This is a genomic window from Paenibacillus paludis (assembly GCF_042610515.1).
Lineage (GTDB): Bacteria > Bacillota > Bacilli > Paenibacillales > Paenibacillaceae > Paenibacillus_AQ.
The window spans coordinates 327,605-351,599 of sequence record NZ_JBGJZP010000002.1 but is presented as its reverse complement, the minus strand read 5'-3'; the positions used below and the strand labels follow the sequence as shown (position 1 = coordinate 351,599).

The 23,995-nt window shown below is 51.3% G+C and carries 26 protein-coding genes; 14 read left to right on the top strand and 12 right to left on the bottom strand.

Translation table 11 applies throughout. The features are described 5' to 3' along the window. Positions 1–7: 7 nt before the first annotated feature. Both ACAN56_RS04950 and ACAN56_RS04945 read right to left on the bottom strand, forming a co-directional pair. Positions 8–1,630 carry an MDR family MFS transporter gene (locus ACAN56_RS04950; protein ID WP_038595083.1) on the bottom strand — a complete coding sequence of 541 codons (1,623 nt, stop codon included), beginning with the start codon at positions 1,628–1,630 and terminating at the stop codon, positions 8–10. Between the two features lie 22 nt (positions 1,631–1,652). Next, positions 1,653–2,081: a MarR family winged helix-turn-helix transcriptional regulator gene (locus ACAN56_RS04945; protein ID WP_038595081.1), complete on the bottom strand. Its 429-nt coding sequence runs from the start codon at positions 2,079–2,081 to the stop codon at positions 1,653–1,655. Positions 2,082–2,287: 206 nt separating this feature from the next. Here ACAN56_RS04945 and ACAN56_RS04940 point away from each other — a divergent pair, with 206 nt between their 5' ends. Further along, on the top strand, positions 2,288–2,875 hold the full coding sequence (locus ACAN56_RS04940; RefSeq protein ID WP_379140841.1) for a glycoside hydrolase family protein: 588 nt from the start codon (positions 2,288–2,290) through the stop codon (positions 2,873–2,875). Between the two features lie 59 nt (positions 2,876–2,934). Here ACAN56_RS04940 and ACAN56_RS04935 read toward each other — a convergent pair whose 3' ends face one another. The 7 genes from ACAN56_RS04935 to ACAN56_RS04905 form a co-directional block, all read right to left on the bottom strand. After that, positions 2,935–4,872 (bottom strand): NAD(+) synthase, encoded by a 1,938-nt coding sequence (locus ACAN56_RS04935; protein WP_379140839.1) that lies wholly within the window; start codon positions 4,870–4,872, stop codon positions 2,935–2,937. 299 nt (positions 4,873–5,171) lie between these two features. Beyond that, positions 5,172–6,014 carry a sugar phosphate isomerase/epimerase family protein gene (locus ACAN56_RS04930; protein ID WP_379140836.1) on the bottom strand — a complete coding sequence of 281 codons (843 nt, stop codon included), beginning with the start codon at positions 6,012–6,014 and terminating at the stop codon, positions 5,172–5,174. A gap of 22 nt (positions 6,015–6,036) precedes the next feature. Further along, a complete protein-coding gene (locus ACAN56_RS04925; protein WP_379140834.1) occupies positions 6,037–6,741 on the bottom strand; it encodes a rhamnogalacturonan acetylesterase in 705 nt (234 codons plus the stop codon). Positions 6,742–6,812: 71 nt separating this feature from the next. Next, positions 6,813–8,213 carry a glucuronate isomerase gene (gene uxaC, locus ACAN56_RS04920; protein ID WP_038595072.1) on the bottom strand — a complete coding sequence of 467 codons (1,401 nt, stop codon included), beginning with the start codon at positions 8,211–8,213 and terminating at the stop codon, positions 6,813–6,815. Between the two features lie 42 nt (positions 8,214–8,255). Next, a complete protein-coding gene (locus ACAN56_RS04915; RefSeq protein ID WP_379140831.1) occupies positions 8,256–9,743 on the bottom strand; it encodes a UxaA family hydrolase in 1,488 nt (495 codons plus the stop codon). A 148-nt stretch (positions 9,744–9,891) separates the two neighbouring features. Further along, a complete protein-coding gene (locus tag ACAN56_RS04910) occupies positions 9,892–11,307 on the bottom strand; it encodes a tagaturonate reductase (RefSeq protein ID WP_379140829.1) in 1,416 nt (471 codons plus the stop codon). A 159-nt stretch (positions 11,308–11,466) separates the two neighbouring features. After that, a complete protein-coding gene (locus ACAN56_RS04905) occupies positions 11,467–12,462 on the bottom strand; it encodes a LacI family DNA-binding transcriptional regulator (RefSeq protein ID WP_379140826.1) in 996 nt (331 codons plus the stop codon). A 163-nt stretch (positions 12,463–12,625) separates the two neighbouring features. Here ACAN56_RS04905 and ACAN56_RS04900 point away from each other — a divergent pair, with 163 nt between their 5' ends. After that, positions 12,626–13,582 (top strand): pectinesterase family protein, encoded by a 957-nt coding sequence (locus ACAN56_RS04900; protein ID WP_379140824.1) that lies wholly within the window; start codon positions 12,626–12,628, stop codon positions 13,580–13,582. Between the two features lie 246 nt (positions 13,583–13,828). On the opposite strand, the gene ACAN56_RS04895 is transcribed toward ACAN56_RS04900, so the two are convergent. Continuing rightward, positions 13,829–14,047 carry a hypothetical protein gene (locus tag ACAN56_RS04895; protein ID WP_340897216.1) on the bottom strand — a complete coding sequence of 73 codons (219 nt, stop codon included), beginning with the start codon at positions 14,045–14,047 and terminating at the stop codon, positions 13,829–13,831. A gap of 164 nt (positions 14,048–14,211) precedes the next feature. On the opposite strand from ACAN56_RS04895, the gene ACAN56_RS04890 reads away from it, so the two are divergent. From ACAN56_RS04890 to ACAN56_RS04860, 7 genes are all read left to right on the top strand, one after another. After that, entirely contained in the window at positions 14,212–14,562 is a 351-nt protein-coding gene (locus ACAN56_RS04890) for a DUF3139 domain-containing protein (RefSeq protein WP_379141404.1), read from the top strand. Between the two features lie 30 nt (positions 14,563–14,592). Continuing rightward, entirely contained in the window at positions 14,593–15,123 is a 531-nt protein-coding gene (locus ACAN56_RS04885; RefSeq protein WP_379140821.1) for a hypothetical protein, read from the top strand. Between the two features lie 26 nt (positions 15,124–15,149). Continuing rightward, positions 15,150–15,671, top strand: a complete 522-nt coding sequence (locus ACAN56_RS04880; RefSeq protein ID WP_379140819.1) for a GNAT family N-acetyltransferase — start codon at positions 15,150–15,152, stop codon at positions 15,669–15,671. Between the two features lie 94 nt (positions 15,672–15,765). Next, positions 15,766–16,893: a DNA alkylation repair protein gene (locus ACAN56_RS04875; RefSeq protein ID WP_379140817.1), complete on the top strand. Its 1,128-nt coding sequence runs from the start codon at positions 15,766–15,768 to the stop codon at positions 16,891–16,893. After that, positions 16,890–17,171 carry a Dabb family protein gene (locus tag ACAN56_RS04870; protein WP_038595051.1) on the top strand — a complete coding sequence of 94 codons (282 nt, stop codon included), beginning with the start codon at positions 16,890–16,892 and terminating at the stop codon, positions 17,169–17,171. Before ACAN56_RS04875 ends, ACAN56_RS04870 begins: the two co-directional genes overlap by 4 nt. Before the next feature lie 77 nt (positions 17,172–17,248). Next, positions 17,249–17,782 (top strand): GNAT family N-acetyltransferase, encoded by a 534-nt coding sequence (locus tag ACAN56_RS04865; protein WP_379140815.1) that lies wholly within the window; start codon positions 17,249–17,251, stop codon positions 17,780–17,782. A 158-nt stretch (positions 17,783–17,940) separates the two neighbouring features. Beyond that, complete coding sequence (locus ACAN56_RS04860; protein WP_052092227.1) at positions 17,941–18,492, top strand: hypothetical protein; 552 nt, start codon at positions 17,941–17,943, stop codon at positions 18,490–18,492. A 253-nt stretch (positions 18,493–18,745) separates the two neighbouring features. Here ACAN56_RS04860 and ACAN56_RS04855 read toward each other — a convergent pair whose 3' ends face one another. Further along, complete coding sequence (locus tag ACAN56_RS04855; RefSeq protein WP_038595047.1) at positions 18,746–19,300, bottom strand: hypothetical protein; 555 nt, start codon at positions 19,298–19,300, stop codon at positions 18,746–18,748. 161 nt (positions 19,301–19,461) lie between these two features. On the opposite strand from ACAN56_RS04855, the gene ACAN56_RS04850 reads away from it, so the two are divergent. The 4 genes from ACAN56_RS04850 (at position 19,462) to ACAN56_RS04835 (ending at position 22,078) form a co-directional block, all read left to right on the top strand. Further along, entirely contained in the window at positions 19,462–20,037 is a 576-nt protein-coding gene (locus ACAN56_RS04850; protein ID WP_379140811.1) for a TetR/AcrR family transcriptional regulator, read from the top strand. Positions 20,038–20,187: 150 nt separating this feature from the next. After that, positions 20,188–20,856: a ribonuclease H gene (gene rnhA / locus ACAN56_RS04845; protein WP_038595043.1), complete on the top strand. Its 669-nt coding sequence runs from the start codon at positions 20,188–20,190 to the stop codon at positions 20,854–20,856. A 117-nt stretch (positions 20,857–20,973) separates the two neighbouring features. Next, the gene (gene ung / locus ACAN56_RS04840; protein ID WP_379140808.1) at positions 20,974–21,642 is read left to right on the top strand and encodes a uracil-DNA glycosylase; all 669 of its coding nucleotides are present in this window, start codon (positions 20,974–20,976) and stop codon (positions 21,640–21,642) included. A gap of 31 nt (positions 21,643–21,673) precedes the next feature. Continuing rightward, the gene (locus ACAN56_RS04835) at positions 21,674–22,078 is read left to right on the top strand and encodes a hypothetical protein (RefSeq protein WP_038595039.1); all 405 of its coding nucleotides are present in this window, start codon (positions 21,674–21,676) and stop codon (positions 22,076–22,078) included. Positions 22,079–22,184: 106 nt separating this feature from the next. Here ACAN56_RS04835 and ACAN56_RS04830 read toward each other — a convergent pair whose 3' ends face one another. Next, complete coding sequence (locus tag ACAN56_RS04830; RefSeq protein WP_038595037.1) at positions 22,185–23,285, bottom strand: AI-2E family transporter; 1,101 nt, start codon at positions 23,283–23,285, stop codon at positions 22,185–22,187. Between the two features lie 233 nt (positions 23,286–23,518). On the opposite strand from ACAN56_RS04830, the gene ACAN56_RS04825 reads away from it, so the two are divergent. After that, on the top strand, positions 23,519–23,992 hold the full coding sequence (locus ACAN56_RS04825; RefSeq protein WP_038595035.1) for a general stress protein: 474 nt from the start codon (positions 23,519–23,521) through the stop codon (positions 23,990–23,992). Positions 23,993–23,995 lie beyond the last annotated feature (3 nt).

Here is a 23,995-nt window from a genome sequence, read left to right as displayed (position 1 = left end):
ATTATACTTAAGCTTTTTCTACCGTAAGCTTGGAAGGATTCAAGCCTTCCGCTTCCCCTTCGGCAGGAGCCTTGTTCGAAGTGCGGAGCGGCAGCTCCTTCAGGAAGAAGACCAGAATAAAGGCGACAACCAATACGATGGTCCCTGTCAGGAACACGGTGGACAATGTCTGGCCCAGAGCGTCACGGATGCTGTCAATCATCTGAACAAAGATCGGCTGGGCATCGGCTGGCAGGCTGGCTTGTGTCTGCTCAAGCAGCGGCTTGTTCATCAGCGCCTGCGGATTGGCGAAGGCCGTCATCTGCTGGGTCACTGCCGGATCCAGCTGAGAGAAGTCCGCTGCTGAGGAAGACTGCAGGGCTTCCTTGAGATGTTTCGTAAGATTGTTCGACATAACAGTCCCCATCACAGCGATACCGATGGTGCCGCCGAGGTTACGGAACAGCTGCGACGAAGCGGTAACTGCACCCAGCTCCGTATGGGAAACTGCATTTTGTGTAGCCAGCGAGAATACAGGCATACCCAGACCAAGGCCGAGACCGAATACGATCATACTCAGAACTGCCATTGGCACATTGTTCATGAATACCATAATCGCCATGCCGGCAATCATAACCGGTACGCCGATCAAGGCATAACGTTTGTATTTTCCTTTTTTGGCGATCATCTGGCCGGTAAAGGTACTGGCAACCACCATAACGATCGACATCGGCATTGTGACATAACCGGCGTAAGTAGCGGAGATACCGAGCACACCCTGCACGAAGAACGAGAGATAAATCATCGCGCCCATCATGCTGAAGTTCATAATGAACCCGATCAGGTTGGAAATCGTAACTACACTGTTTTTAAATAAATGAAGCGGCAGAATCGGATTCTTCGCTCTGGTTTCGGTGAAAATAAAGACAAGCAGCGAAACAACGGATCCGGCTAACAGGCCGAGAATTTGGGATGAACCCCAGTCATATTCCGTACCTGCCCAAGAGAAGGCCAGCAGCAGCGGAACAATGGTCGTCGTCAGGAACAGTGAGCCGAGATAGTCGATGCTTGTAGACTCTCCGCGTTTGGCTTTCGGGAACAGGGCCAGGATCAGCGCAAAAGCAACAAAGCCGAGCGGCAGGAAGATCCAGAAGAGCCAGTGCCAATCCATATGGTCAACAAGATAACCGCCGAGTGTCGGTCCAAGTACACTGGAGAAGCCGAAGACAGCCGTCATTAGGCCCATCCATTTGCCGCGTTCACGCGGAGGGAACAGGTCGCCTACAGCTGTGAATGCGGTGGACTGGATAATACCGGCGCCCACCCCTTGAATCCCGCGGTAAATGATGAACTGATACACATCATCCGAAGTACCGGTCAGAAAAGCTCCGACCATAAATATCAGAATCCCTGCCAGCAGAAAAGGCTTGCGGCCGAACATGTCGGACAGCTTGCCGACAAGCACCGTGGCGATTGTTGAAGTCAGCATGTAAATATTGATCGTCCAGGTATAGTAATCCATACCGTCCAGTATCGCGATAATTCGCGGCATAGCCGTGCTGGTAATCGTCTGATTGATCGCGGCAAACAGCATAGCTGCCATAATGGCGATCATAATGGTAAGCTTGCGCTTATCAGATAAATGTTCCATTGATTTTTTCCCCACCGTTTTTTTATTTTTTGTCTAATTCCGAGATTAATACTCCAAAAATTCTTCTTAAATGTGCGATATCCTCATCAGGCAAGATACTGAAGTAGGAGCCCATGATCTCCTTTTGTTTATTATGCGCCTCCTCGATTGCAGCTTTTCCTTCCTTCGTCAGTGTAATATTAACCACTCGTCGATCGTCAGCCGCCCGTTCCTTCTCGACGTAACCTTCAGCAAGCAGCGAGTCTGTAACACCTGTGATTGCCGCTGGGGTCATGTTAAGCGCAGCGGCCAGCTGGGATACCATCATCGGGCCTTCCTTGGACAGAAAATGCAAAGCCTTGAATTGGGTCAGGCTAAGGGCAAAGCCTTGTTTATTCCAGCCCTGAGCCATTCCTTTCAGGAACGTTTTGAACATGGTAGAGATTTCAAAAAAATCATTGTGATCGGACAAAACTTCACCTCCGAAAGCTGTATGGAAAAACGCGGACAAGTTAATTTAGTGTTTAATGATTAAGTGATAAATAGTTAAATGCTAAATTATTAAGCTGTGAATCAATATATCACCATTTTTTTATCCCGTCAAGACAACAAGCTAGTGAAATTTTCTTTGATTCTAATCGTTAAGAAGTAAATGGTTAAATACTAAAATAATAAACCGTGAATCAATATATCATCAAACTTTTATCCAGTCAAATGATTACCAGAGAAGACTATGTCATTCACTGGTCTTCTTCGCATGCCTCCAACAATTATGGGGATAAGGCTATCTATTATACACGTACCAAGGATTTTGACAGCTTTAGCGAACCCCGGATGCTGTGCCGGAAGGAAGGCAGCGGAATTATCGATTCAGCAATTTATGAAGAGAACGGCATGTATTACCGCTTCTTAAAGAGCGAGGCCAACCCGGCGGGGATTATTCTGCAGAAGGGCAGAACTCTTACCGGAGAGTACACCCGAATTGAAGCCTTTGATGAAGAAATGGCCAAGCTGGGACACAGTGCTTATGAAGCACCTACAGCGTTTATGCTGAGCAACGGCAAATGGTGCCTGATGCTGGACTTTTTCGGTGTGGAAGGGGAGGGTCAGGGCTACGTTCCTTTTATAGCGGATGAAATCGACAGTGGACGGTTTATCCGCTCAGACGAGAGCTTCAGCTTCCCGTACGGTTTTAAGCACGGCACAGTGCTGGCTATAACAATGGAAGAATACAACCGGATCAAGGAAGCATTCGCCGGACAATAGAACAAAAGGAGCATCCGCCAGCGCAGCGGATGCTCCTTTTTGTTCATAAGCCTGTATCTCTACAATTCCTCGACTTCCCGCAGCCAGAGCGCGGCGGAAGCGTCGCTTGGCATCCGCCAGTCGCCGCGCGGTGAAAGACTGACGGTCCCGACCTTCGGGCCGTCCGGCAGGCAGGAGCGTTTGAACTGTTGGGTGAAGAAACGGGTGATGAATACTTTCAGCCACCCGACCAGCTGTTCCCGGGTATAGCCATCGCCGAAGGCATGTTGGGCGAGGTACAGGATTTTGCCGGGGGAAGCGCCGGTGCGGAGCATATAATAGAGGAAAAAATCATGCACAACATAAGGACCGAGTATATTTTCGGTCAATTGGACAATTTCCCCTGTCTTCGAAGGCGGCAGCAGCTCCGGGCTGATCCCCGTTTCAATAACGCTGTAGAGCAGTTTGTTCACCGTCTCGTCCGCTTCGTGATCCGCGTACCAGGCGACGACGTATTGGATCAGTGTCTTCGGAATGCCTGAGTTGACGCTGTACATGGACATATGGTCCCCATTATAGGTACACCATCCAAGCGCCAGCTCGGACAAGTCGCCGGTGCCGATGACGATGCCGCCGTTTTTGTTGGCCAAATCCATCAGGATTTGTGTCCGTTCCCTGGCTTGTACATTTTCGTAGGTCAAGTCATGAACATCCTTGTCATGGCCGATGTCCTCGAAGTGCTGCAGACAGGCAGCCTTGATATCGACAACCTTAAGTGAAGCTCCAAGCGCTTTGATCAGGCCGACGGCATTATCGTAGGTCCGGTTCGTGGTGCCGAAGCCCGGCATCGTAACGGCGAGCACGTCGCTTGCCGGGCGGCAGAGCAGCTCCATGGCCCGTACGGCCACCAGCAGCGCAAGCGTGCTGTCCAGGCCGCCGGAAATGCCGATAACGGCCTGCTTGGTGCCGATATGGCGGATTCTCTTCATCAGGCCGGAGGTCTGGATGGAGAGGATCTCACGGCAGCGTTCGTCGCGCTGAAGCGGATTGCCGGGAACAAAAGGATTAACGCCGACGGTACGAACGAGTTTCCGTTCACTGTTACGTGGGGCAGGCTCCGCATACAGCACCTCACGATAATTGCGGCCGCCCTTTCCGGCACGGAAGGTACCCATGACCGCGCGGGAATACTGGATTTTCGGGATGTCGATATCGGCGATGATGATCCGGCTCTCATGGGTAAAACGCTCTGATTCCGCAAGTGTCAGACCATTCTCGGCGATCAGGGAATGGCCGCCGAATACGACATCGGTTGTGGATTCGCCGGCATTGCAGCCGGCGTAGACATAACCTGCCACGCAGGAGGCGGACTGGCTGGAGACAAGCTGGCGGCGGTAGTCTGCTTTGCCTACCAGCTCGTTGCTGGCTGAAGGGTTAAACAGCAGCACAGCGCCGGCTTGGGCTAACAGACTACTCGGTGGAACGGGAACCCACAAGTCCTCACAGATTTCAACGCCAAAGGATAAATTGCTGTTCGCTTCACATGCGAAAATAAGATCATTGCCGATGGGAACGGTGATTTCCCCGAGACGCAGCTCTGTGATTTCAAGCTCTTCGGCACCTGCAAACCAGCGCGGTTCATAGAACTCACTGTAGCCGGGAATACAGGTTTTGGGCACAATGCCCAAAATGTTTCCCTGCTGGATGACGGCGGCACAGTTGAACAGCCGTCCCTTAATAGCAATGGGCAGCCCGGCAATGACTACCATGTGAAGTCCGGCACTTGCAGCGGCAATGCTATGAAGGCTCTTCAGAGCCGCATCCAGCAGCGCGGGCTGCAGGAATAAATCTGCACAGGTATAACCAGTGATGCAAAGCTCGGGCAGCACCAGGTACTCCACCTGTTCCTCGTCCGCCTGCTTGATAACCTCAATAATTTGTGCTGCATTAAACTCGCAGTCAGCCACCCGCAGTTCCGGGGAAGCGGCAGCCACCCGCGCGAATCCATAATTATGCATTGGTTTCACCTATCCTTTTTATAATAACGCGTTTCTAATAATTGTACCCATGATTCCCCATCAGTAACAAGCGGCAGTTTCATGAGTTATAGATTACGCGCAGCGGGGCGGGGACGGGGAGTCACAGCAGCATTGGTTAAAATCGAACCGTGCGTCGTTACATAAAAATGCCCGGAACTCCAGAGAGCCCGGGCATTCAACTGCAGCACCGGATGATTTCAGAGTGCATGTTCTGGAATCATCCGGCATAATAGATACGGTGAATCGGTCCTGAAATGTGTTTGAAATGCAGCGTTTCGCTAGACTTCGCTGTATAACCGTTGCAGGAAATCTACACTTTCCCGCAGATGCGGTTCGGAGGTGCTCTCCAGGAGACTCTGAATGTGCGGGCGGTTGTATTTCATATAATGTAGAATGGGGGCAAACTGCAGCTGCCCCTGACCGACAGGAACAATGATGATTTGGCCGTCCTGGACCGTGAAATCCTTCAGATGGATCACCGCGATTCTGTCCCCAAGCAGCTCAAGTGCTTCGGTAATGACCGCTTCCTGCTGCCGGTAATTATCGGGCGACATCAGGTTCGCGCAGTCCAGAATGATCTGCAGATTATTGGAGGGAATCAGATCCAGCAGCCGCCTCGTCAGCTTCGCAGAGTGCAGGGGATGATTCTGGCCTGCCTCAATGCCTACCGTTACGCCGAAACGTTCCGCTTCCGCCACCATGGCCTTGACCGAAACGACTACCTCCTGGAAGGCTTCCTCCGTAAAGTTATCCGTTGTATAGCCCTTGCCTACGCTGCCTGTTTCTGTACCTACCAGGCTGGCTCCGAAATCACGTGCCAGGCGTAGATGGGTGCTGAAATCATTTAGCGCCTGCGCTCTTTTGCCGGGATCGGGATCAATGATATTCACATAGCAGCCGAGAACGGCAATCCGGACCCCGGCTTGCCGGAACGCTTCGCCAAAGTATGCCGCCGTTCCCGGGCTTAATGCCGCCAGAGAGGGGACGCTTTCGGGAAAAGATTTGCGTACCGCAAACTGAATATGCTTAAAGCGGTATTGATCCAGCTTGGCGATCAGCTCCGGCAAAGGAAGCCGGGCAAAATCATGGGCGCGGATGCCAAGATTAAGCGGTGCGGACATAGGGTACATCCCCTTTTCTTAGTTAAATCCGGTTCTGTTGCAATGGTTGCATGTGTTGAATAAGAGCGGACAAGTCTGCAGAATGGCGGATTGCTTCTGCTACCAGCTCTGCCACTTTTTTAGCCCCTTCATTAGAGAAATGGGTATCATCCGTAATCCCTTCCGGATAATTGGGATGCCCGTTCTTGGGCAGATGCATAAATAAATGCCTGGACCCCTCGATACCGAGCTTCCGGTAGAGCTGCTGGGAAGAAGCGAAGAGATCAAGCAGCGGTGTGCCGGTAAGCTCCGCCACTTCACGCATCGCCTGCGGGTAAGCTCCCACCGCCAGCGGATCGGGATCGCCCTGCGGAGTGAAGCGGCGGCGGCTGACAGAGGTCAGCAGGACAGGGAAACCGCCGCGGCTGCGGGCCGAATCAATAAACGTGATCAGATTGAGGCGGTAGTCCTTGCCGGGATCGGTATAGCGGGCCGGATCCTCCTGCTTCTCGTCATTGTGGCCAAACTGAATCAGCAGAAAATCACCGGGCTGGAAATCCTGTTCAATATCCGCGAGCCGTCCTTGCTCGAGATATGATTTGGTGCTCCGTCCGTTAATTGCGCGGTTGTCCACGGTGATTTCCGGGCCGAAATAGCCCTGAAGATATTCTCCCCAGCCGGTCATCGGCTTCTGATCGGCACCTTTCTGCGCTGCGGTGGAGTCACCGGCGATATATAGTGTCGGCATGAAGTATTCTCCTTCATTACATATTAATGTTTTTGCGCCAGCTCTTGCAGAGCAGATCGCGTCTGCTTTCTTTATTCTCCGGCTGGAAAACCGAAGAATCCGGCGGCGTTGTTATACGCGATATTCTCCACCAGTTGACCCAGCAGCACTTCGTCATCCGGCGCTTCACCGCGCGCGGCCAGTTCACCGATCAGCCCGCACAGTACACGGCGGAAATATTCGTGGCGGGTGTAGGAGAGGAAGCTGCGGGAATCTGTCAGCATGCCGACAAAATTGCCCAGCAGGCTGTTGTCCGCAAGCAGTGTCAGCTGCTCGCGCATTCCGCTGCGGGTGTCGTTGTACCACCAGCCGGAGCCAAGCTGGAGTTTGCCCGGTGTGTCCTTTTGATAGCAGCCCATCAAGGCCAGCAGGGCGGGATAATCGCCTGGATTCAGCGAATAAAGAATCGTCTTCGGCAGGCCGGTCCCGCATTCTGCGCGGTCGAGCAGCTTAGACAACGCTTCGGTCAGCGGCAGGTCATTCAGGCCGTCATAACCGGTATCCGGTCCCAGCTTTCGAAACATTGGTGTATTGTTGTTGCGGAAGGCGTGCAGATGCAGCTGCATCGTCCAGCCTTTATCGTGATAGAACCCGATTAGAGCCGACAGCAGCTCCGTGCGGTAGAGTGTGACTTCCTCCGGCGAGAGGATTCCGCCCTCCAGCCGTTTGGCGAAGATGGCTTCGGCATCAGCAGGCTCCCCTGCACGGTAGCGCAGCACATCCAGCGCATGGTCGGACAGGCGGCAGCCGTTCTCATGGAAGAATTCCACGCGGTTTCTCAGTGCGTCCAGCAGCGAAGCATACGACACCACGCTTAAACCGGATGCTTCTTCCAGCCGCTTGATCCAGGCCGGGAATCCTTCGGCGTCAATGTTCAGCGCCTTGTCGGGACGGAAGGTAGGGAATACCTTGAAGGCCGTCTCCGAATCTTTTAAGAGCCGGTGGTACTCCAGCGTATCAGCCGGATCATCGGTAGTGCAGATGGTCTTGACTCTGGAGCTGCGGATCAGTCCGCGGCGCGAGAAGGCCGGTTCCGCCAGCTTGCGGTTGACTTCTTCCCAGATGGCCGGAGCAGACGTTTCGTTGAGCAGCTCATGGATACCGAAAAAACGGCGCAGCTCCAGGTGAGTCCAGCTGTACAGCGGGTTGCCTACGGCTTGCGGTACGGTCCGGGCCCAGGCCAGAAACTTGTCATAATCCGAGGCATCTCCGGTAATATGCGATTCCGGAACCCCGTTGGCACGCATCAGCCGCCATTTGTAATGATCTCCGTAGAGCCAGGCCTCGGTCAGGTTGCTGAATGCACGGTCTTCATAAATCTCTTTTGGATCGAGATGGCAGTGGTAATCAATAATGGGCATAGCTTTGGCATGTTGATGGAACAGAAGCCGTGCGGTGTCGGTTGTTAATAGAAAATCATCGTTTAAAAACATAATGACGCTCCCTTTGCATGGATTTGGAATGGAAATAGGGTATTATAGCGTGACTCCAGTTTTGAAAATAGCCAGCTCGCGCACTTCGTTTTGCTCATTCCGTGTTTTTTGACCGCTGGCAACATCGATAATATAGCCGATAAACTCCTCAAGCACATCGGCCATCGGGACCTCCAGCAGCGGACCGGCGTTGAAATCCATCCAATGGCCTTTTTTGGCAAAAAGCTCATTGTTGGTCGCCACCTTAACCGTAGGCACAAAGCTACCAAATGGAGTTCCTCTGCCGGTTGTGAACAATACCAGCTGGCAGTCCGATGCGGCCAGCGCAGATGCGGCCACCAGATCGTTGCCCGGTGCCTGGAGGAGGCTGAGCCCTTTTTTGCGCAGCTTTACGCCATATTGCAGCACATCCACCACAGGGGAGGTTCCTGCCTTCTGGGTACAGCCCAGCGATTTGTCTTCCAACGTGCTGATGCCTCCGGCTTTGTTGCCGGGAGAAGGGTTCTCATAGACCGGTTCCCCGTAAGAGAGGAAATATTGCTTGAAGTTATTGATCAGGGATACGATATCTTCATAGACCTCACGGCTTTCCGCACGGGCCATCAGCATTTTCTCCGCTCCGAACATTTCAGGCACTTCGGTCAGTACCGAGGTTCCGCCCTGGGAGATAATGAAATCGGAAAAAGCGCCCAGCAGCGGGTTGGCGGTAATGCCCGAGAATCCGTCGGAGCCGCCGCATTTCAGCCCGATGTTCAGCTCGCTGAGCGGAACTGTCTCACGGGCATCATCCTTAGCTGCTTCATACAGCTCCTCCAGCAGCGTGAGACCTGCTTCCACTTCATTACCCACTTCCTGGGCGACGAGGAATTTGACCCGCTTCTCGTCATAATCACCCAGCATGCTGCGGAACTCGGAGACAATGTTGTTCTCGCAGCCGAGACCGAAGACGAGCACACCCCCGGCGTTGGGATGATTCACGGCATCCAGCAGAATGCTGCGGGTCATCCGGTGGTCATCGCCAAGCTGGGAGCAGCCGTAAGGATGCTTAAGCACGGTAAAGTTGTCGAAGGTTCCCATATCCGGATGTTCAGCCTTGAATTCCTGCAGCATTTGCTCAGCGATGCCGTTCACACAGCCTACTGTGGGAATAATAAACAGATCGTTGCGGATACCAACCTTGCCGTTTGTCCGGCGGTAGCCCTGAAAGGTCAAATCCCGGGAAGGGTAAGTGACCGGATGAAGATCGGGTACGTATTCATATTCCTCTTCACCCGCCAGATTCGTCTTGATGTTATGCGTGTGAATCCATTCGCCCGCTTGAATCGGAGCAATCGCGTGGCCGATAGGATAACCATATTTCGTAATAACGTCATCCGCCGCAAAGCTGGTCAACGCCATTTTATGACCCTGCGGGATGTCCTGGACTGCCTTAAGAGTCATTCCTTCAAAAACAAGCTCTTCTCCGGCGGAAATGGGGCGCAGCGCCACAGCTACCGTATCCCGGGGATTCATTTTCATTAGACGCTTCATGCTGTCCCTCCTAAAAGTATGGTGATTTCATTAACTTCCTTGATTAACTTCCTTGATCAGCTTCCTCTAAAGCTTGCTTTGGAACCTTTAGAAGAAGCTGTGATTGTTAGTCCGCCTATCGTTCATTAACCTGCCAACGGTAGAAGTCTCAGCTTACAAACTGCTCCAGTGCAGCCCGGCTGTCCGAGCTTTCCAGCTTCTGCAGATGGGACGCAAGCACCTCTCCCAGGCCCGGCACCTGCGACAAATCTTCGCCCCACAGGCTCTCGTCCTTCAATATCGCCTGAACGAAGTTGGCAGGATTGCTCCACGCTTCATCAAAAATGGCCAGCACTTCCGGACTGTCCTGACGCGCCACAAGGTCTCCACGGTAGCTGAGCAGCAGGCCGGCAAAGGAGAGGGTAATCAGCTCCGGCAGCTTGCCGCGCTCCTGCTGGTACTTTAGCAGCACAGGGAGCAGCCGGGTTTTGAATTTGGAGATACTGTTCAGGGAAATGGATGTAAGCTCATGACGGATAAAAGGGTTCTTGAACCGCTCCTGCACAGCGTCAGCATAAGGCAGAAGCTCCTCTTTCGGCAGATCCAGCATCGGGATCAGTTCTTCCTCTATCAGTTCCCGTACAAACCGGGAGAACGTTTGGTCATTCATCACATCCTCAACCGTCTCAAGGCCGGCCATCATGCCCAGTGGCACCATCGCCGTATGAGGGCCATTCAGCAGATGAACCTTCCGTTCACGGTAAGGCGTCATATCATCAGTCACCACGACATTCAGCCCGGCTTCCGCCAACGGCAGCTTCTCTGCAAGCCATGCCGGGCCTTCAATGACCCAGAATAGAAACGGTTCAGCAGTCACCATCAGGTTGTCAAGATAACCCAGTTCAGCCTCCAGCTCCGCGGCTTTATCGCGGGGATACCCTGGTACAATCCGGTCTACCAGACTGCAGCAGAACGTATTCTCCTGTTCCAGCCATTGCAGGAAGGCTTCACCCAGGTTCCATTCCGCAGCGTACTGCTGCACAATTTGCCGCAATTTCTCGCCGTTGCGGTCGATCAGCTCACAAGGGATGATGACGAAGCCTTTTTTGCCCAGTTGAAAACGCCGGTGCAGAAGTGCTGTCAGCTTAGCCGGGAAACTCTTCGGCGGCGTACCGTCCGCGCGGTCACCCGGATGATAGGCAATCCCGGCTTCAGTGGTGTTAGAAGTGATGAATTCCAGCCCATCGTCCTCAGCCAGAGCGAGATAAGCTTCATAATCGGTATAGGGATTAATCACCCGGCTGACGCTGGAGATGATCTCGCGTGAATTCACAGGCTGCTGCTGCATGATTCCGTTTAGCAGAACGGTATACAGGTTATCCTGGGCGGCCATCAGCCCGCCAAGACCCTGCTCGATCGGCTGAACCAACACTGCACTTCCGTTAAATAATCCTTGATTGTTCATTTGCTGCAGCTGCCAGTCTACGAAGGCGCGCATAAAGTTGCCTTCACCGAACTGAATCATCCGTTCAGGATGCAGGGGCAGATGGGGGTGAGTGCTTCGGGATAAACGGTTTGTCGACATTGGTTTGATCTCCTTTGAGTTCAAATAGTTATATGCACACGTTAACATTTTATTTTAAAAAAGAGAGGCTCTTTTTTAAACAATATCAGGGACCCGGTATTTGCTCTGCCGGACCGCATTGGACCGGCAGGGCAGGGGCGGGCAGATCCTTCCACATCCCTAAATTTCAGCGACCGTGTCCCGTACGACCAGCGAAGTCTTGACGAACAACTGCTGGGGTTTGGTCTCCGGCTGCTGCAGGAGCTGAATCAGCATCTTGGTGCCGAGCTCACTGATATCGGCAATAGGTTTGCGGACCGTAGTCAATGCCGGATTCGTGTAGCGGGCGAACATAATATCGTCGAAGCCGATGAGTGAAATCTGTTGCGGAATGCTGACCTTACGGGCATAGCAGGCATTCATGGCGCCGATAGCCATATCGTCATTGGAGCAAAAGACGGCCGTAGGCGGATCAGGCAACTCAATCAGCGTTGTCATTGCGGCATATCCGCTTTCAATGCTGTAATCACCGGCTGCAAAATAACTTGAATTCAGCTGAAGCTGGTGGGCGATCAGGCTATCTATGAAGCCCTGTTTACGTTCGGTTGAGGACTTGAAGCCGGGTTTGCCTTCAATAATTGCAAAACGCTGATGCCCTTGTGTTACGGCATAATCGATCGCTTCCTTCACACCTTCGCGGTCATTGGCTACAACGTTCATAATGCCGGGATCCTCCAATTGGCGGTTCAGCACCACAAGCGGGATGCCCATTGTTTTGACATGGTAGATAAAAGCGTTATCCTCGTCGCTCTGGCTCATGACCAGAATACCGTCAAAGCGCTGCGGCTGAATGTTGGCGTAATTGTGAACGCCGTCAATTCCGTTTACAGTCAGGTTAAAGTTCTCATCCAGCACATGGCTGATCCCTTTAATGACGTCGACCAGAAAGCTGGACGATGTTCCCTGATCAATACTGGAGAAGAACAGGCCGATGGTAAAGGACCGTTTGGTGACCAGGCTTTTGGCGCTGTAGTTCGGCACATAATTCATTTCCGCGGCGATTTTCTCGATCTTGTCCCGGGTTACTTTCTTGATTAGCGGGCTGCCGTTTAGTGCTCTGGAAACGGTGGTATGGGAAACGCCGGCAACACGTGCAATATCTTTGATAGTAATCATAATATCTCTCCGGGAAATAGAATTGTTAACGATTCCAGTGTAGTTCCTGAACGGGATCAAGTCAAGCGATTTATGAAATGCACACGTTAAAATTTATACTGGCAGAACACGCTGCCGGGCGCTATAATTTATTTGCATGCGGACGGAAGAGGAGGAAAATGAAATGCTGGTGGGCAAAGAGGGCTTTTGCGATTTTCATTCGATCCAGGGGGCGGTTGATGCGCTTGAACGGCTGCCTTCAGGTAAAGCGGAGACGTTGTATATTCTGGCTGGTATTTATGAGGAGGCTGTGCGGATCTATCGTTCGGACCTGACGATCAGGGGCATCGGACAAGTAGAGATTACCAACAACCGTTACGCAAGGCAGAAAGATGAGACTGGAGAGGAACAGGGCACCTTTGCCACTCCGACCTTGTTTCTGGGTGGGAGCAGGCTGGTGCTGGAAAACCTGACCCTATCCAACACGGCCGGGCAAGGCACTGAAATCGGGCAAGCGCTTGCAGTATATGCACATTGCGACGAAACGGTCTTCCGCAACTGTATCTTAAAGGGGCACCAGGATACCCTGTTTACTGGCCCGCTGCCTCCGGCGAACAAACAGGGGGGAGCTTTCGGAGGTGTTCCCCTCAAAGAGCGGCATAACCATTACCGCCAGCTGTATACCCATTGCTACATAGAAGGTACGGTAGATTTTATTTTTGGCGGTGCGACGGCTTATTTCGAGCATTGCGAAATCCGCAGCCTGCGGCACTACAATGATGGTCCTGGCTATATCACGGCAGGCTCCACACCGCCGGGCCAGCCTTACGGCTACCTGTTCAAGGATTGTTACCTGACAGCTGACCCGGATGTGGATGAAGTGTATTTGGGCCGTCCCTGGCGCGGCTATGCCAAGACAGAGATGGTGAATTGCCGCATGGGCGGGCATATTCATCCAAGCGGTTGGGATAACTGGGAGGATCCGGCCAATGAAGAGACCGTCCGTTACCGCGAATATGGTTTAGCGAAGGATGACCCTTTGAGGAAACAGCGTGTAGGCTGGGCTATTTTGCCGGACATGGGGGAAGAGGCGCCGGGCAAAGAGCAGGTTTTTGCCGGTACGGATTTTTGGAAAGTGTAATTCCCTGCCCGATTTTGAACAATTGTTTACGAGATGAGCCGCCGGGGAGCCTTCTATGAACTGAAGCAAATGCAGGGATAAGATAGCCCGCTGCAAGGGCATGAAAAAGTGGACACCGGGTCAATTTAAGTGTCCGCTTTTTTGCGTTGGGGTCATTTTTAAATCCGGATAGTTATTGTTTTACTAGAAAAAGCAGGGGAATTGCCCTGAAAAGGGGAAATTAAAATAAAGCTTATGTGCGGTGCGTTAGGCCTTGTTATGCTGAAACTTCGTAATATCCCTGTCATAGTGCGAGATGGAGCCGTCGAATCTTTTTAAGCGTACATACTCTTCGGAGAATTTCTCAACAATCCCGAAGCCTACCTGGGAGTACATTCCATCGGGGTCAAGCTGCAGCGCGGACACAAAGGTCTGCGACAAGGCAGCAACAAAAAAATCGGCATTTTTAATAAGTGTTTGCGGCATAGTCCCGTCCCTCCGTTTATCGGCTCGAATTTTAATCGTTCCATAAAGTCATTTCAATCATTTTACGACAGGCTGTGACTTTTGAAAATAGGATTTAATTTGTAATATTTGCGAAAATAAAACTGTGGTTATGCAGGGAGGCAGGTGGCTTTCTAGTGAGGCCTATGAGGAAATTCGCTTACAGAGCGCTTGTTGTGCTGATTCTGCTAGTTATTTTGACTGCTGTAATATACGTGCAAGTCAACAAATTCATCTTTTCTCATAGGGTAAAGGCCTATCTGATCGAAGAGAAGGGTTACAGCGATGAAACGATATCTTCGGTAAAAGGGGTTTGGGGAATCAAAGCACCGCCTTTTTTTGCCGTAGTGAGTTTTAGCGATGAGCCTGAGGTGGAGTATACTTATTTTGCCCATAATGAAGTAATGCAGTTCAGCCATGAGATCAGTCTTAAAGGCCGGAAGTCGGGAATCCGTGAGTCCAGTCTTAAGCATATTGAGCCTTATAATCCTTATTAAATACAATCTACAGAACAAGGTGGAACCCTCATGAATGACCTGACACAGCAAGCAAAAGAATGTTTTGCCCGGTATTTGGGCAGCTTTGTGCAGATGCACCGTGAAGGTGTACTGGAGCAGTACAAGAAATATGAAATCCCAAGGGAAATGGAGCTGCAATGGTTTCAGGAGATGGTAACCGATTATTTGCAGCAATTGTCGATCCGTGATTGGGAGGCGGTGTCCGCACTGGATGCACTTTCCAGACAGTTCCAGGCTCCTGTTATCGTAGGAAATACAGCTTCCTTCGCTGCCCGCAACCTGCTCAGCGCCGACAGCATCGTCCGGCTGATGTATGCCGAAAGTCTGGTGGGAATCATCCGCTCGAACAAAGGGGTCATTCCCCGCGATCTTTTGTTCAGCGCTTGCCGCACAGCGGTTCAATTGCTTGAGTCTGTGATTGCAGAGCCGCTGGTCATAGATCCCGGACATGAACTGCAGTCGCTTGGACTTAAAGATAAGCGTGGGCTGAACAGCAGAGCGAAAAAAAGCATAGAAGAGATAGAAGTGCTGATCAATTAAAGCAAGCAAAGCAATATCGAAAGGGGATGGAAGATTTGCACTTAAGAACAGAAACAGCGGATGATTACCAACGAGTATTTGATCTAAATTACCGGGCTTTTGGAAACCGCGAGGATGAATCGAGGCTGATTGAAAGATTAAGAGAGTCGGCAGACTTCATTCCTGAGCTTTCCATTGTGGCTGTGGAGAATGAGATGGTCATCGGCCATATTTTGTTAAGCGGAGCCAAGGTTACCGATGGTATTGCGGCCCATAACGTTATTGCGCTTGCCCCTATAGCTGTACATCCCGATTATCAGGGAAAAGGCGTGGGAGGACGGCTCATCGAGGAGGGGCTCAGCCGCTGCAAGGCGCTGGGATACGGGCTTGTGCTGCTGATCGGCCATCCCTCCTATTATCCCAAATTCGGCTTTACACCAGCACGTGCATTTGGGCTGGAGCTAAAGCAATTTGAGGTGCCGGACGAGGTATTCCAGGTGTATGAGTTACAGGAAGGCCAGCTGGGGGACATTAAAGGTGAGCTGAGGTATCCAGAGGCGTTCTTTTGACACTTAAAATGAATATGACATAAGGCTGTCTGGTTCGTTATGCTACGCTTTCCTGACAGAGAGTCTGAATGAAACAGCAGGAGGAGACTAACGTATGGCTGAACCATTAAAAGCAATGTACAACGAGGAATTTCTGCGCGGCTTCGGCGGAAAGATTAAAGCCGTATACGGGCTGTTCGATCTGGATGGCTTCGTCCAGTCGGCGATGAAGGCGCCTTGGGAGGAACTGGAGCTTAAGGGACGGATGCGGCGCATTACAGAGACGCTTGGGTCTTTTTTGCCCTCGGGGTATGAGGACGCCTTGGATATTCTGTATGCAATAGATGCTCAATGTGTAGGGTTTCCGTACCTGATCTTCCCCGACTTTGTCGAGGTGTACGGGCAGGCGGAGGAACACTGGGAGCGGTCGATGGAGGCTTTGGAACGGTTCACAAGAGGATCGTCGGCGGAATTTGCCGTTCGTCCCTTCCTGCTGCGCGATCCGCAGCGGATGATGGCGCAGATGCTGCGCTGGTCCGGCCATTCCAGCGAGCATGTGCGGCGGCTGGCCAGTGAGGGTAGCCGGCCCCGTCTGCCGTGGGGGCAGGCGCTGCCGATGTTCAAGCGTGATCCGGCTCCGGTGCTGCCGGTGCTGGAACGGCTGAAGGCTGACCCGTCGCTGTATGTGCGCAAGAGTGTGGCCAACAATTTGAATGATATCGCGAAGGATCATCCTGATGTTGTCATCGGGATTGCCCAACGCTGGAAAGGTGAGAATGAGTACACGGACTGGATTGTGCGGCATGCCTGCCGTTCGCTGATCCGCAAGGCGGTCCCGGAAATTATGGCACTGTTTGGATATGCGGCTGAAGCGGAGGACACACCGCTTGTTATCGATGCCTCGCTTTCTGTCGATCCGGCTATCGTGCAGATTGGGGGAAGCTGCGAACTGCGGTACAGCCTTGATATTGCTCAAGGCGGCCCTGTGCGAATCCGGATTGAATATGGCATTGATTTTGTGAAAGCCGGAGGAAAGACATCACGCAAATTATTTCTCCTGTCTGATAAAACAGTGCCCGGCGGCAGTACTTTAAAGGCCACACGGACACACCGCTGGGGTGATTTGACGACCCGCCGCCATTATCCGGGAGAACACCGGATAACGCTGCTGGTGAACGGACGCGAAGCTGCTACGGCCATGCTGCAGCTGGAGAAGCAGGAGAAGGGGGATATCGGGCTGTGATTATCAACAATTTAATAATCAAGCTGAAGGACAGCAGTCCGGGCAGCATAGCCAAGACAAGAGAGGTATTGCTTGGCATGCGCGAGAGAATAGAGTATATCCGCGATCTGAAAGTAGAGATTGACGTCCGAAGCGGCTCGTATGATCTTATGCTAATCGTTCAGTATGCATCAATGGCGGACATGGAGGCTTATCTGGTGCATCCTTATCATCTTGAGGTGTCCGGTTACATTGCGGGCGTGCTGGAATCGTCAGCTTCCCTCTGCTATATAGATTGAACTTAAGAATTACATGTAGTCACGGCCAATCCCAAAATAGAAGAATTATAAGTTCAATTTATATTGGGGGGGATAAAGTGAATTTTGAATTTCCTGTATTGGAGACGGACAGGCTTAGATTAAGAGAAATTACAGCAGAGGATGCCGAGGGGATCTTCGCCTGCTTTTCCAGCAGCGAGGTCATGCGCTACTATGGGCAGGAGCCGCTTACGACACTTGCACAGGCGGGGGAATATGTTGATTTCTTCGCAGACAGCTTCCGGGACAAGCGAGGTATCCGGTGGGGCATTGAGCTTAAGGGCAGCAAAGGGCTTATCGGGACGATCGGGTTTAACGCCTGGTCACCAAAGCACCAACGGGCCGAAATTGGCTATGAGCTCAATCCGGATTTTTGGCGCAAAGGTTATGCCGCGGAAGCGGTGTCCAGGGTTCTAGCTTATGGCTTCGAAAGAATGGAGCTGACCCGGATCGGCGCTGTAGTATTCACTGGAAATGAAGTCTCTAAAGCGCTGCTGGTTAAACAGGGGTTTCAGCAAGAGGGGCTATTAAGAAACTATATGGTCCAGGACGGCAAGCCGCATGACACAAATGTATATTCCATCGTAAAATGAGCAAGTGTTCTCTGAGTACAGCATTTACAAAGATACGATCCCACGCGGATGGTATCTTTTTCTAGTTTTCGGCAGCCTATCTGCAACATATTGGAGTGTTATCATCGTTTAGAAAGAAATGGAGCAAGCGCGGGAAACCGCCAAAGGAGGAAATGAAGATGTTTAAGCTGCTGGCCTGTCTGCCGCTGCTGCTGGTTCTGCTGCTTGCAGGGTGTGAAAGCACGGATGGAGGAAACGGAAGCACTACACAGTCTGCAGCTCCAATGCAGAGGCCTGACCACCGTATGCCTGAAGTGATGCCGGAGGATTTTGCCTTCTCTGTCCGTTTCGGAATTACCGGGAAGAATGAAATTAATACCTTTGAAGGCACCGTAACCAAGGATTTGGTGACCCAAGGTGAGGCAACTGCGGATCTGACGTTTACCGGGAGCGAAATGGCGGACATCTATACCCGCCTGCGGGATATTGATGTAATGGGTGAGCTGAAGCTGGAACCGGCGAGGCAAAACTGCAACCAGACACCCTATGATGAAGAGCATTGGCAGATAAGGCTGAATGGAGAAGAGCAAACACTGGAATGGTCCGAGGAAAAATGCGAGGTCACCGAAGATGCCAAAAAGCTGAAGGAAATAAGAAGCTATATCTTTGAACTCGTCAAGAAAAAAGCGGAATATCTGGAGATGCCTGAAGCGGTGGGCGGATATGACTGAGTGGAGAAGGGATATGCGGAATTAGTAATAAACACAGGGCTATCCCATAAGTAGATATTCCTACTACCTGCTCAAAAAACGAGGGGTGTCCCCAGCAGCCATTTCACGGCTTTTGGGACACCCCCTGCGATCGGACGGAAATTAGTCCGTTATATTGCCGGCCATTCCGACGACATAACTCCGCAGTCCGCCAGAGAGAGTATTCAGCAAGGCTGCGGATATCGTGATTGCCGGCAATCAAGCTCCCCACGGTTTATTTCTTCACTTCTGTGACGCCGGATACAATGCCCTGATCTGATGAGTCGAAGGTGGATTGATATTGAGCATTCGCGAAATAGACGTTGCCCTTGATGGTGGCATTCACAACGCTGAAGCCGTCCGCCTCCACATAAACGTCCCCGACAAAAGTACCGCCCTGAATCCGGGCATTTTCACTCTTAATGGTGATTTTGGGAGCAGTCAGTATGAACGAGTTAGTGATGTTGTGCTCCGCATCCTGGGTATAGAGGGCGATTTTGCGCGCCGGTTCTTCCTTGTTGATGAACTGGCCGTCCACAACGAGGTCTTCGGTGAACGTAAGGTCATTCAAGGTTGCTGCAATCCAGGTTCCGTCTTTGCTGATCGCTTTTTTGAAATCCTCTCCATTGTTAACTACGGATGCTGAGGTAACAGCGTCAGTGGTTTCCGTAACATTGGTATTGCCGTTTGCGGACGTATTTGGATTTGCGGCATTATTGTTGTTCGAGTTACCGCATCCTACGAGTAGGGTCAAAGCGAATACTGCGGCCAGGCCTGCAATCTTTCCCATCTAAAGAACCTCCTTATGGTGTGTGAGACTTTGTGGTATGTTCTTTCAAAATTAATGTAGAATGATTAGTGCGGAAATATTGCGATGGAATTCACATTTCCTACATTATATTTACCGATCGTTCTATAAATGGTAAAATCGACCCAGAGAGGAGTATGATGATGGCAAGAAGCAAAGAGTTCGATATCGACAATGTACTCGGTAAAGCCATGATTGTTTTCTGGCAGCAGGGCTATGAGAAAACCTCCATGCAGGACCTGGTGACCGGAATGGGAATTCATAAGCGCAGCATGTATGATACTTTTGGCGACAAGCATACTTTATATATGAAAGCTATAGACCGGTATGTGCAGAATACCTCAGCCAAGATGGAAGAACAGGTGAAGGAAGCGGCCTCAGCAAAAGGGGCAATTCGTCAACTGTTTGAACTGATTCTTCAGATGGCAGAAATGGACCCGAAGGGCTGCCTGCTTGTGAACACTGCGGTTGAGCTGTCCTATCATGATCCCGAGGCAGCAGCCAGAGTGAATGAAGCGTTCATGGATACAGAGCAGCTTATTGAGAAATTGCTGCTGGATGGCCAGGCAAGCGGTGAAATCTCCAGACGCCGTCCGGCGGCGGATCTGGCGGCATATCTGCACAACGCGCTGGTAGGACTGCGGGTAATGGTCAAAACAACCAGGGATGTAGACAAACTACAAGGGATTATAGATACTACGCTTGTGGTGCTCGATTAAACTTCTCGTATAGTATGAGCTTGTGCCGGGTCAAATATCCGCAGATTTTTGAGCGGCAACAGGCTCTGAATATAATTTGGCTTCAATATGGCCGCAGTTTGGATTACAATATTCTTCTGATGAATTTTTACGCGAAGGAAGGTCTGTACCATGGCTAAGCAGAAATTTTATGTAGTATGGGAAGGCAAACAGCCGGGAGTGTATGGTACATGGGCAGAATGCCAAGCACAGACGGATCATTACACCGGAGCAAAATACAAGTCCTATGAATCCAGAGCTGCCGCAGACGCAGCGTACAAAGCTGGCTGGAAGGGGAATTGGGGAACGGGGGCATCCTCATCTGCTTCCGGTAGCACAAAGGGGAAACCGGCTGCCTCACGGGGACGGAGCGCTAGTGTAGAAACCTCGGCAGAGATAGACTATGACAGCATATCCGTTGATGTCGGCACACGGGGCAATCCGGGACCGGTAGAATACAAGGGTGTGGACACTCAGACCGGCGACATTATATTCAGCTGCGGACCCATTAAGAAAGGTACGAATAATCTGGGAGAATTTCTGGCAATTGTTCATGCGCTGGCCCTGCTGAAGAAAGAGGGCAGCAGCAGGACGGTTTACAGTGATTCTGTGAACGCGATGAAATGGGTCAAGCAGAAAAAGGTGGCCACGACTCTGCCTAGAGATGCCTCTACAGAGGAGATTTGGATACTGATTGACCGCGCCGAGCGGTGGCTGCAGAGCAATACTTATGACAACAAGCTGCTGAAATGGCAGACCAAAGAGTGGGGCGAGATCAAAGCGGATTACGGGCGGAAATAGCCCTGGCAACCCAGCTTTAGAGCTGCCCTGCCACTGGAGTGCGTAAGCCAGCCTTATATTATGGGTAATAACAGGTAATGAATAATGATTACGTGAAAGACCGGAAGGAGAACGGGGATGTTCGGCAACGATTGGGATGAGGTATTGCAGGAGGAAACAACAAAGTCCTACTTTCAGGAACTGCGCTACACGCTTGCGGGTGAATATAAACAACATACAGTTTATCCGCCTAAAGAGCTGTTGTTCTCGGCGCTCAAGCTGACACCTTACAGCAAGACCCGGGTGGTTATTCTGGGACAGGATCCTTATCATGGTGCGGGACAAGCTCACGGGTTAAGCTTCTCAGTGAAGCCCGGGGTGCGTATTCCGCCCTCGCTGCGCAATATTTATGCGGAGCTCCATACGGATACCGGGCTGCCGGTTCCGAACCACGGCTCACTGCTGCACTGGGCCGAAGAGGGTGTCCTCATGCTGAACGCAGTGCTGACTGTGCGCGAAGGCCAGCCCAATTCACATAAGGGACTAGGCTGGGAGACTTTCACTGACGCCATCATGGAGAAGCTGAATGAACGGACGGAGCCGATGGTATTTATTCTGTGGGGAAGCCATGCTCAGCAAAAAGGGGCTTATATCGACCGGGACCGGCATATGGTGATTCAGTCACCGCATCCGAGTCCGTTCTCGGCACATCGCGGCTTTCTGGGCAGCCGCCCCTTCTCCAGAGCCAATCAGTATCTGGAGTCACATGATCTTAGAGGAATAGATTGGTCCATACCGAATGTATAGGTAGCACGGACACAGCGAAGGGGGTGGAGCAATGAAGCATTGGGTTGGCAGACCGGTCATTATGTATTGCGGGGAAGAGCCCTACACCATTATGAAGGGCGTTCTGCGCAAATGGGATCCAGCCGCTTCGGTGGCCGTGATCGGCCATCAGGAAATTGCTGTACCTTTTCGTGACATTGTGTTCATTAAGGCTCTGGCTCCCAAAGAGAGAGCCTTGCCCCCGGTTCTTCATTCCGTTGGATATGTCATGAGAGAGCGCCAGCAGTTCGATAACGCAGTTTATTTTAAATCAGCAGTAACCGTGTGGAAAGGTGATCAGCTGATTGCTTTTAATACAACTATAGCTTCGCATACCAAAGGTTCGGTTACCCTGGTGGACGGGCAGAATCTGATGAAAGGCACACACATCTTTGTCGTCCGCTCCCTGCGGGGCTGAGCAAGACAAAACAAAAAACGGCTGCACCCTCCCGATTAAGGATGGCGCAGCTGTTTTTTGTTTTGTTTCAGGGGCCTATATGAGAAGTTAGCCTAACCAACAGCTGCTATAGCTGTTCTTCCTTGATGACCTCAACCTCTTCAACACGTTCCGCGATGATAATCTCATAGATTCGCAGGAATATGATTTTGATAATCATATACACGGGAAGAGCAATCAGCACACCGATGATGCCGAAGAAATCTCCGCCGATCAGCACAAGGAGTACCGTCGTGAGCGGGTGAACATCCAGCGACTTGCCGTAAATAATCGGAGAAAGCACATTATCTTGAATTTGCTGGGCGACCACAATAATGACCAAAGACCAAATCGCCATGGATGGCGAATCAATGAATCCCACAATGACTACCGGGATTGCCGCCAGCAGAGAACCGACATAAGGAATGAAATTAAGCGGTATGGAAATTACGGCGAGCAGGAGCGAATAGGGCAATCCAATAATCAGAAAGCCGATATAGAGCATAATTCCCAGCACAACATTGAGCAGTACCCGGGTCACGATAAAACCGCTGAGTGCGCTGTCGATATCCTTCAGCATTTCCTGGCCTTCCTTGCGGTACTTTTTCGGAATCAGGCTCTGCAGAATAGGGGACAGCTTGTGTCCGTCCTTCAGCATGTAATAAAGAATAATCGGCAAAGTGGCGATGACCACTACAATGCTTGAAATGACACCGATAAGATTGGTCATCGAATTGGTGACCCAGGTAATCCCATCGTTCAAATATCCTGAGAGCCGGGCGGCCACGTCGGTATCCCCTTTGAAGAATCTTGACAATGAAGGATCATTCTGCAGCTTGTTGAACTGATCCTGCATTCCCTGAACCAGGTAAGGGGTGTTGTCAATAAAGTTCTGAATCTGTTCACGAAGTGTCGGCCAGACCAGCACCCAGAACAGGATGAATAGTCCCACAGCGACAAGATAGATCAGCAGGATGGATAATCCGCGTCCCAGTTTATGGCGCTCCAGGAATGAGACCAGCGGCCGCAGCAGGTAATACATGAATCCGGACAGCATCATCGGCACAAGCAGCAGATTCAGGATTGCCACCACAGGAGTGAACAGAAAAATAACTTTGGAGCCCAGATACAGAATCGTCAGAAAGGCGATAATGGCTAGGCATGTTCGAAAATACTTGCTTTGTAGCATAGCAGCCTCCCCTTCATTCTAAATAATGCCTGTATGTATCAGCATCAGGATCATTGGTAGATCTACCAATATACTAATAGTACATTAAAATCGCGGTAAATCTAAACCCGATTCTATCTTTATAACCGATATACGAGAGTTTGATTCAAGTTTATCCGGAACCAGGACAACCGGCCGGCCGGTTCAAGCCGCAAAGGTGGCGGTTAATATCGCTTAAACAGGAGGGATGTCATATGACTATGCTGGTTGTAGGAATATTCGGGCACCGGAGCGATGCGATACTGGCGATAGAGGCGGTGCAGGAGCTCGGAGTCAAAGCGAAGCAGATATCGGTTGTGACGAAGGAGAAAAATACGCTGGAGGTCATCAGCCACGATACAGGGATTGGCAAGCCCGAAGCCGGGGAAGGCAATGCAGGCTTGTTCGGAACAGCGAGAGGCCTGGGGGTAGGGCTGGATATGTTGTCCGATACGGCGGTGGCAGCGGGGCCTGCAGCGAAGAAGCTGGCTGGAGCTGATCTGGATATCGACGGTCTTGCCGTCAGCCTGATTAGCATCGGAATCCCAAAGGAGGATGCTGAGGCCTATGCCAAACATGCTGACCTCGAGCATATTATTGTGATTGTCACACTTAAGAATGAAGAACCTCGCGGGGAGATAAACGCCATATTTGAAAAGCATCAGGCCATACCGCTTGGGTCTGCCTAATGC

Excerpts from the sequence above, each read along its gene's own strand:
- ACAN56_RS04950 (WP_038595083.1), bottom strand. The coding sequence starts at position 1,630 with ATGGAACATTTATCTGATAAGCGCAAGCTTACCATTATGATCGCCATT.
- ACAN56_RS04935 (WP_379140839.1), bottom strand. The coding sequence starts at position 4,872 with ATGCATAATTATGGATTCGCGCGGGTGGCTGCCGCTTCCCCGGAACTG.
- ACAN56_RS04930 (WP_379140836.1), bottom strand. The coding sequence starts at position 6,014 with ATGTCCGCACCGCTTAATCTTGGCATCCGCGCCCATGATTTTGCCCGG.
- ACAN56_RS04925 (WP_379140834.1), bottom strand. The coding sequence starts at position 6,741 with ATGCCGACACTATATATCGCCGGTGACTCCACCGCAGCGCAGAAAGGT.
- uxaC (WP_038595072.1), bottom strand. The coding sequence starts at position 8,213 with ATGTTTTTAAACGATGATTTTCTATTAACAACCGACACCGCACGGCTT.
- ACAN56_RS04915 (WP_379140831.1), bottom strand. The coding sequence starts at position 9,743 with ATGAAGCGTCTAATGAAAATGAATCCCCGGGATACGGTAGCTGTGGCG.
- ACAN56_RS04910 (WP_379140829.1), bottom strand. The coding sequence starts at position 11,307 with ATGTCGACAAACCGTTTATCCCGAAGCACTCACCCCCATCTGCCCCTG.
- ACAN56_RS04905 (WP_379140826.1), bottom strand. The coding sequence starts at position 12,462 with ATGATTACTATCAAAGATATTGCACGTGTTGCCGGCGTTTCCCATACC.
- ACAN56_RS04900 (WP_379140824.1), top strand. The coding sequence starts at position 12,626 with ATGCTGGTGGGCAAAGAGGGCTTTTGCGATTTTCATTCGATCCAGGGG.
- ACAN56_RS04895 (WP_340897216.1), bottom strand. The coding sequence starts at position 14,047 with ATGCCGCAAACACTTATTAAAAATGCCGATTTTTTTGTTGCTGCCTTG.
- ACAN56_RS04890 (WP_379141404.1), top strand. The coding sequence starts at position 14,212 with ATGAGGAAATTCGCTTACAGAGCGCTTGTTGTGCTGATTCTGCTAGTT.
- ACAN56_RS04885 (WP_379140821.1), top strand. The coding sequence starts at position 14,593 with ATGAATGACCTGACACAGCAAGCAAAAGAATGTTTTGCCCGGTATTTG.
- ACAN56_RS04880 (WP_379140819.1), top strand. The coding sequence starts at position 15,150 with ATGGAAGATTTGCACTTAAGAACAGAAACAGCGGATGATTACCAACGA.
- ACAN56_RS04875 (WP_379140817.1), top strand. The coding sequence starts at position 15,766 with ATGGCTGAACCATTAAAAGCAATGTACAACGAGGAATTTCTGCGCGGC.
- ACAN56_RS04860 (WP_052092227.1), top strand. The coding sequence starts at position 17,941 with ATGTTTAAGCTGCTGGCCTGTCTGCCGCTGCTGCTGGTTCTGCTGCTT.
- ACAN56_RS04855 (WP_038595047.1), bottom strand. The coding sequence starts at position 19,300 with ATGGGAAAGATTGCAGGCCTGGCCGCAGTATTCGCTTTGACCCTACTC.
- ACAN56_RS04850 (WP_379140811.1), top strand. The coding sequence starts at position 19,462 with ATGGCAAGAAGCAAAGAGTTCGATATCGACAATGTACTCGGTAAAGCC.
- rnhA (WP_038595043.1), top strand. The coding sequence starts at position 20,188 with ATGGCTAAGCAGAAATTTTATGTAGTATGGGAAGGCAAACAGCCGGGA.
- ung (WP_379140808.1), top strand. The coding sequence starts at position 20,974 with ATGTTCGGCAACGATTGGGATGAGGTATTGCAGGAGGAAACAACAAAG.
- ACAN56_RS04835 (WP_038595039.1), top strand. The coding sequence starts at position 21,674 with ATGAAGCATTGGGTTGGCAGACCGGTCATTATGTATTGCGGGGAAGAG.
- ACAN56_RS04830 (WP_038595037.1), bottom strand. The coding sequence starts at position 23,285 with ATGCTACAAAGCAAGTATTTTCGAACATGCCTAGCCATTATCGCCTTT.
- ACAN56_RS04825 (WP_038595035.1), top strand. The coding sequence starts at position 23,519 with ATGACTATGCTGGTTGTAGGAATATTCGGGCACCGGAGCGATGCGATA.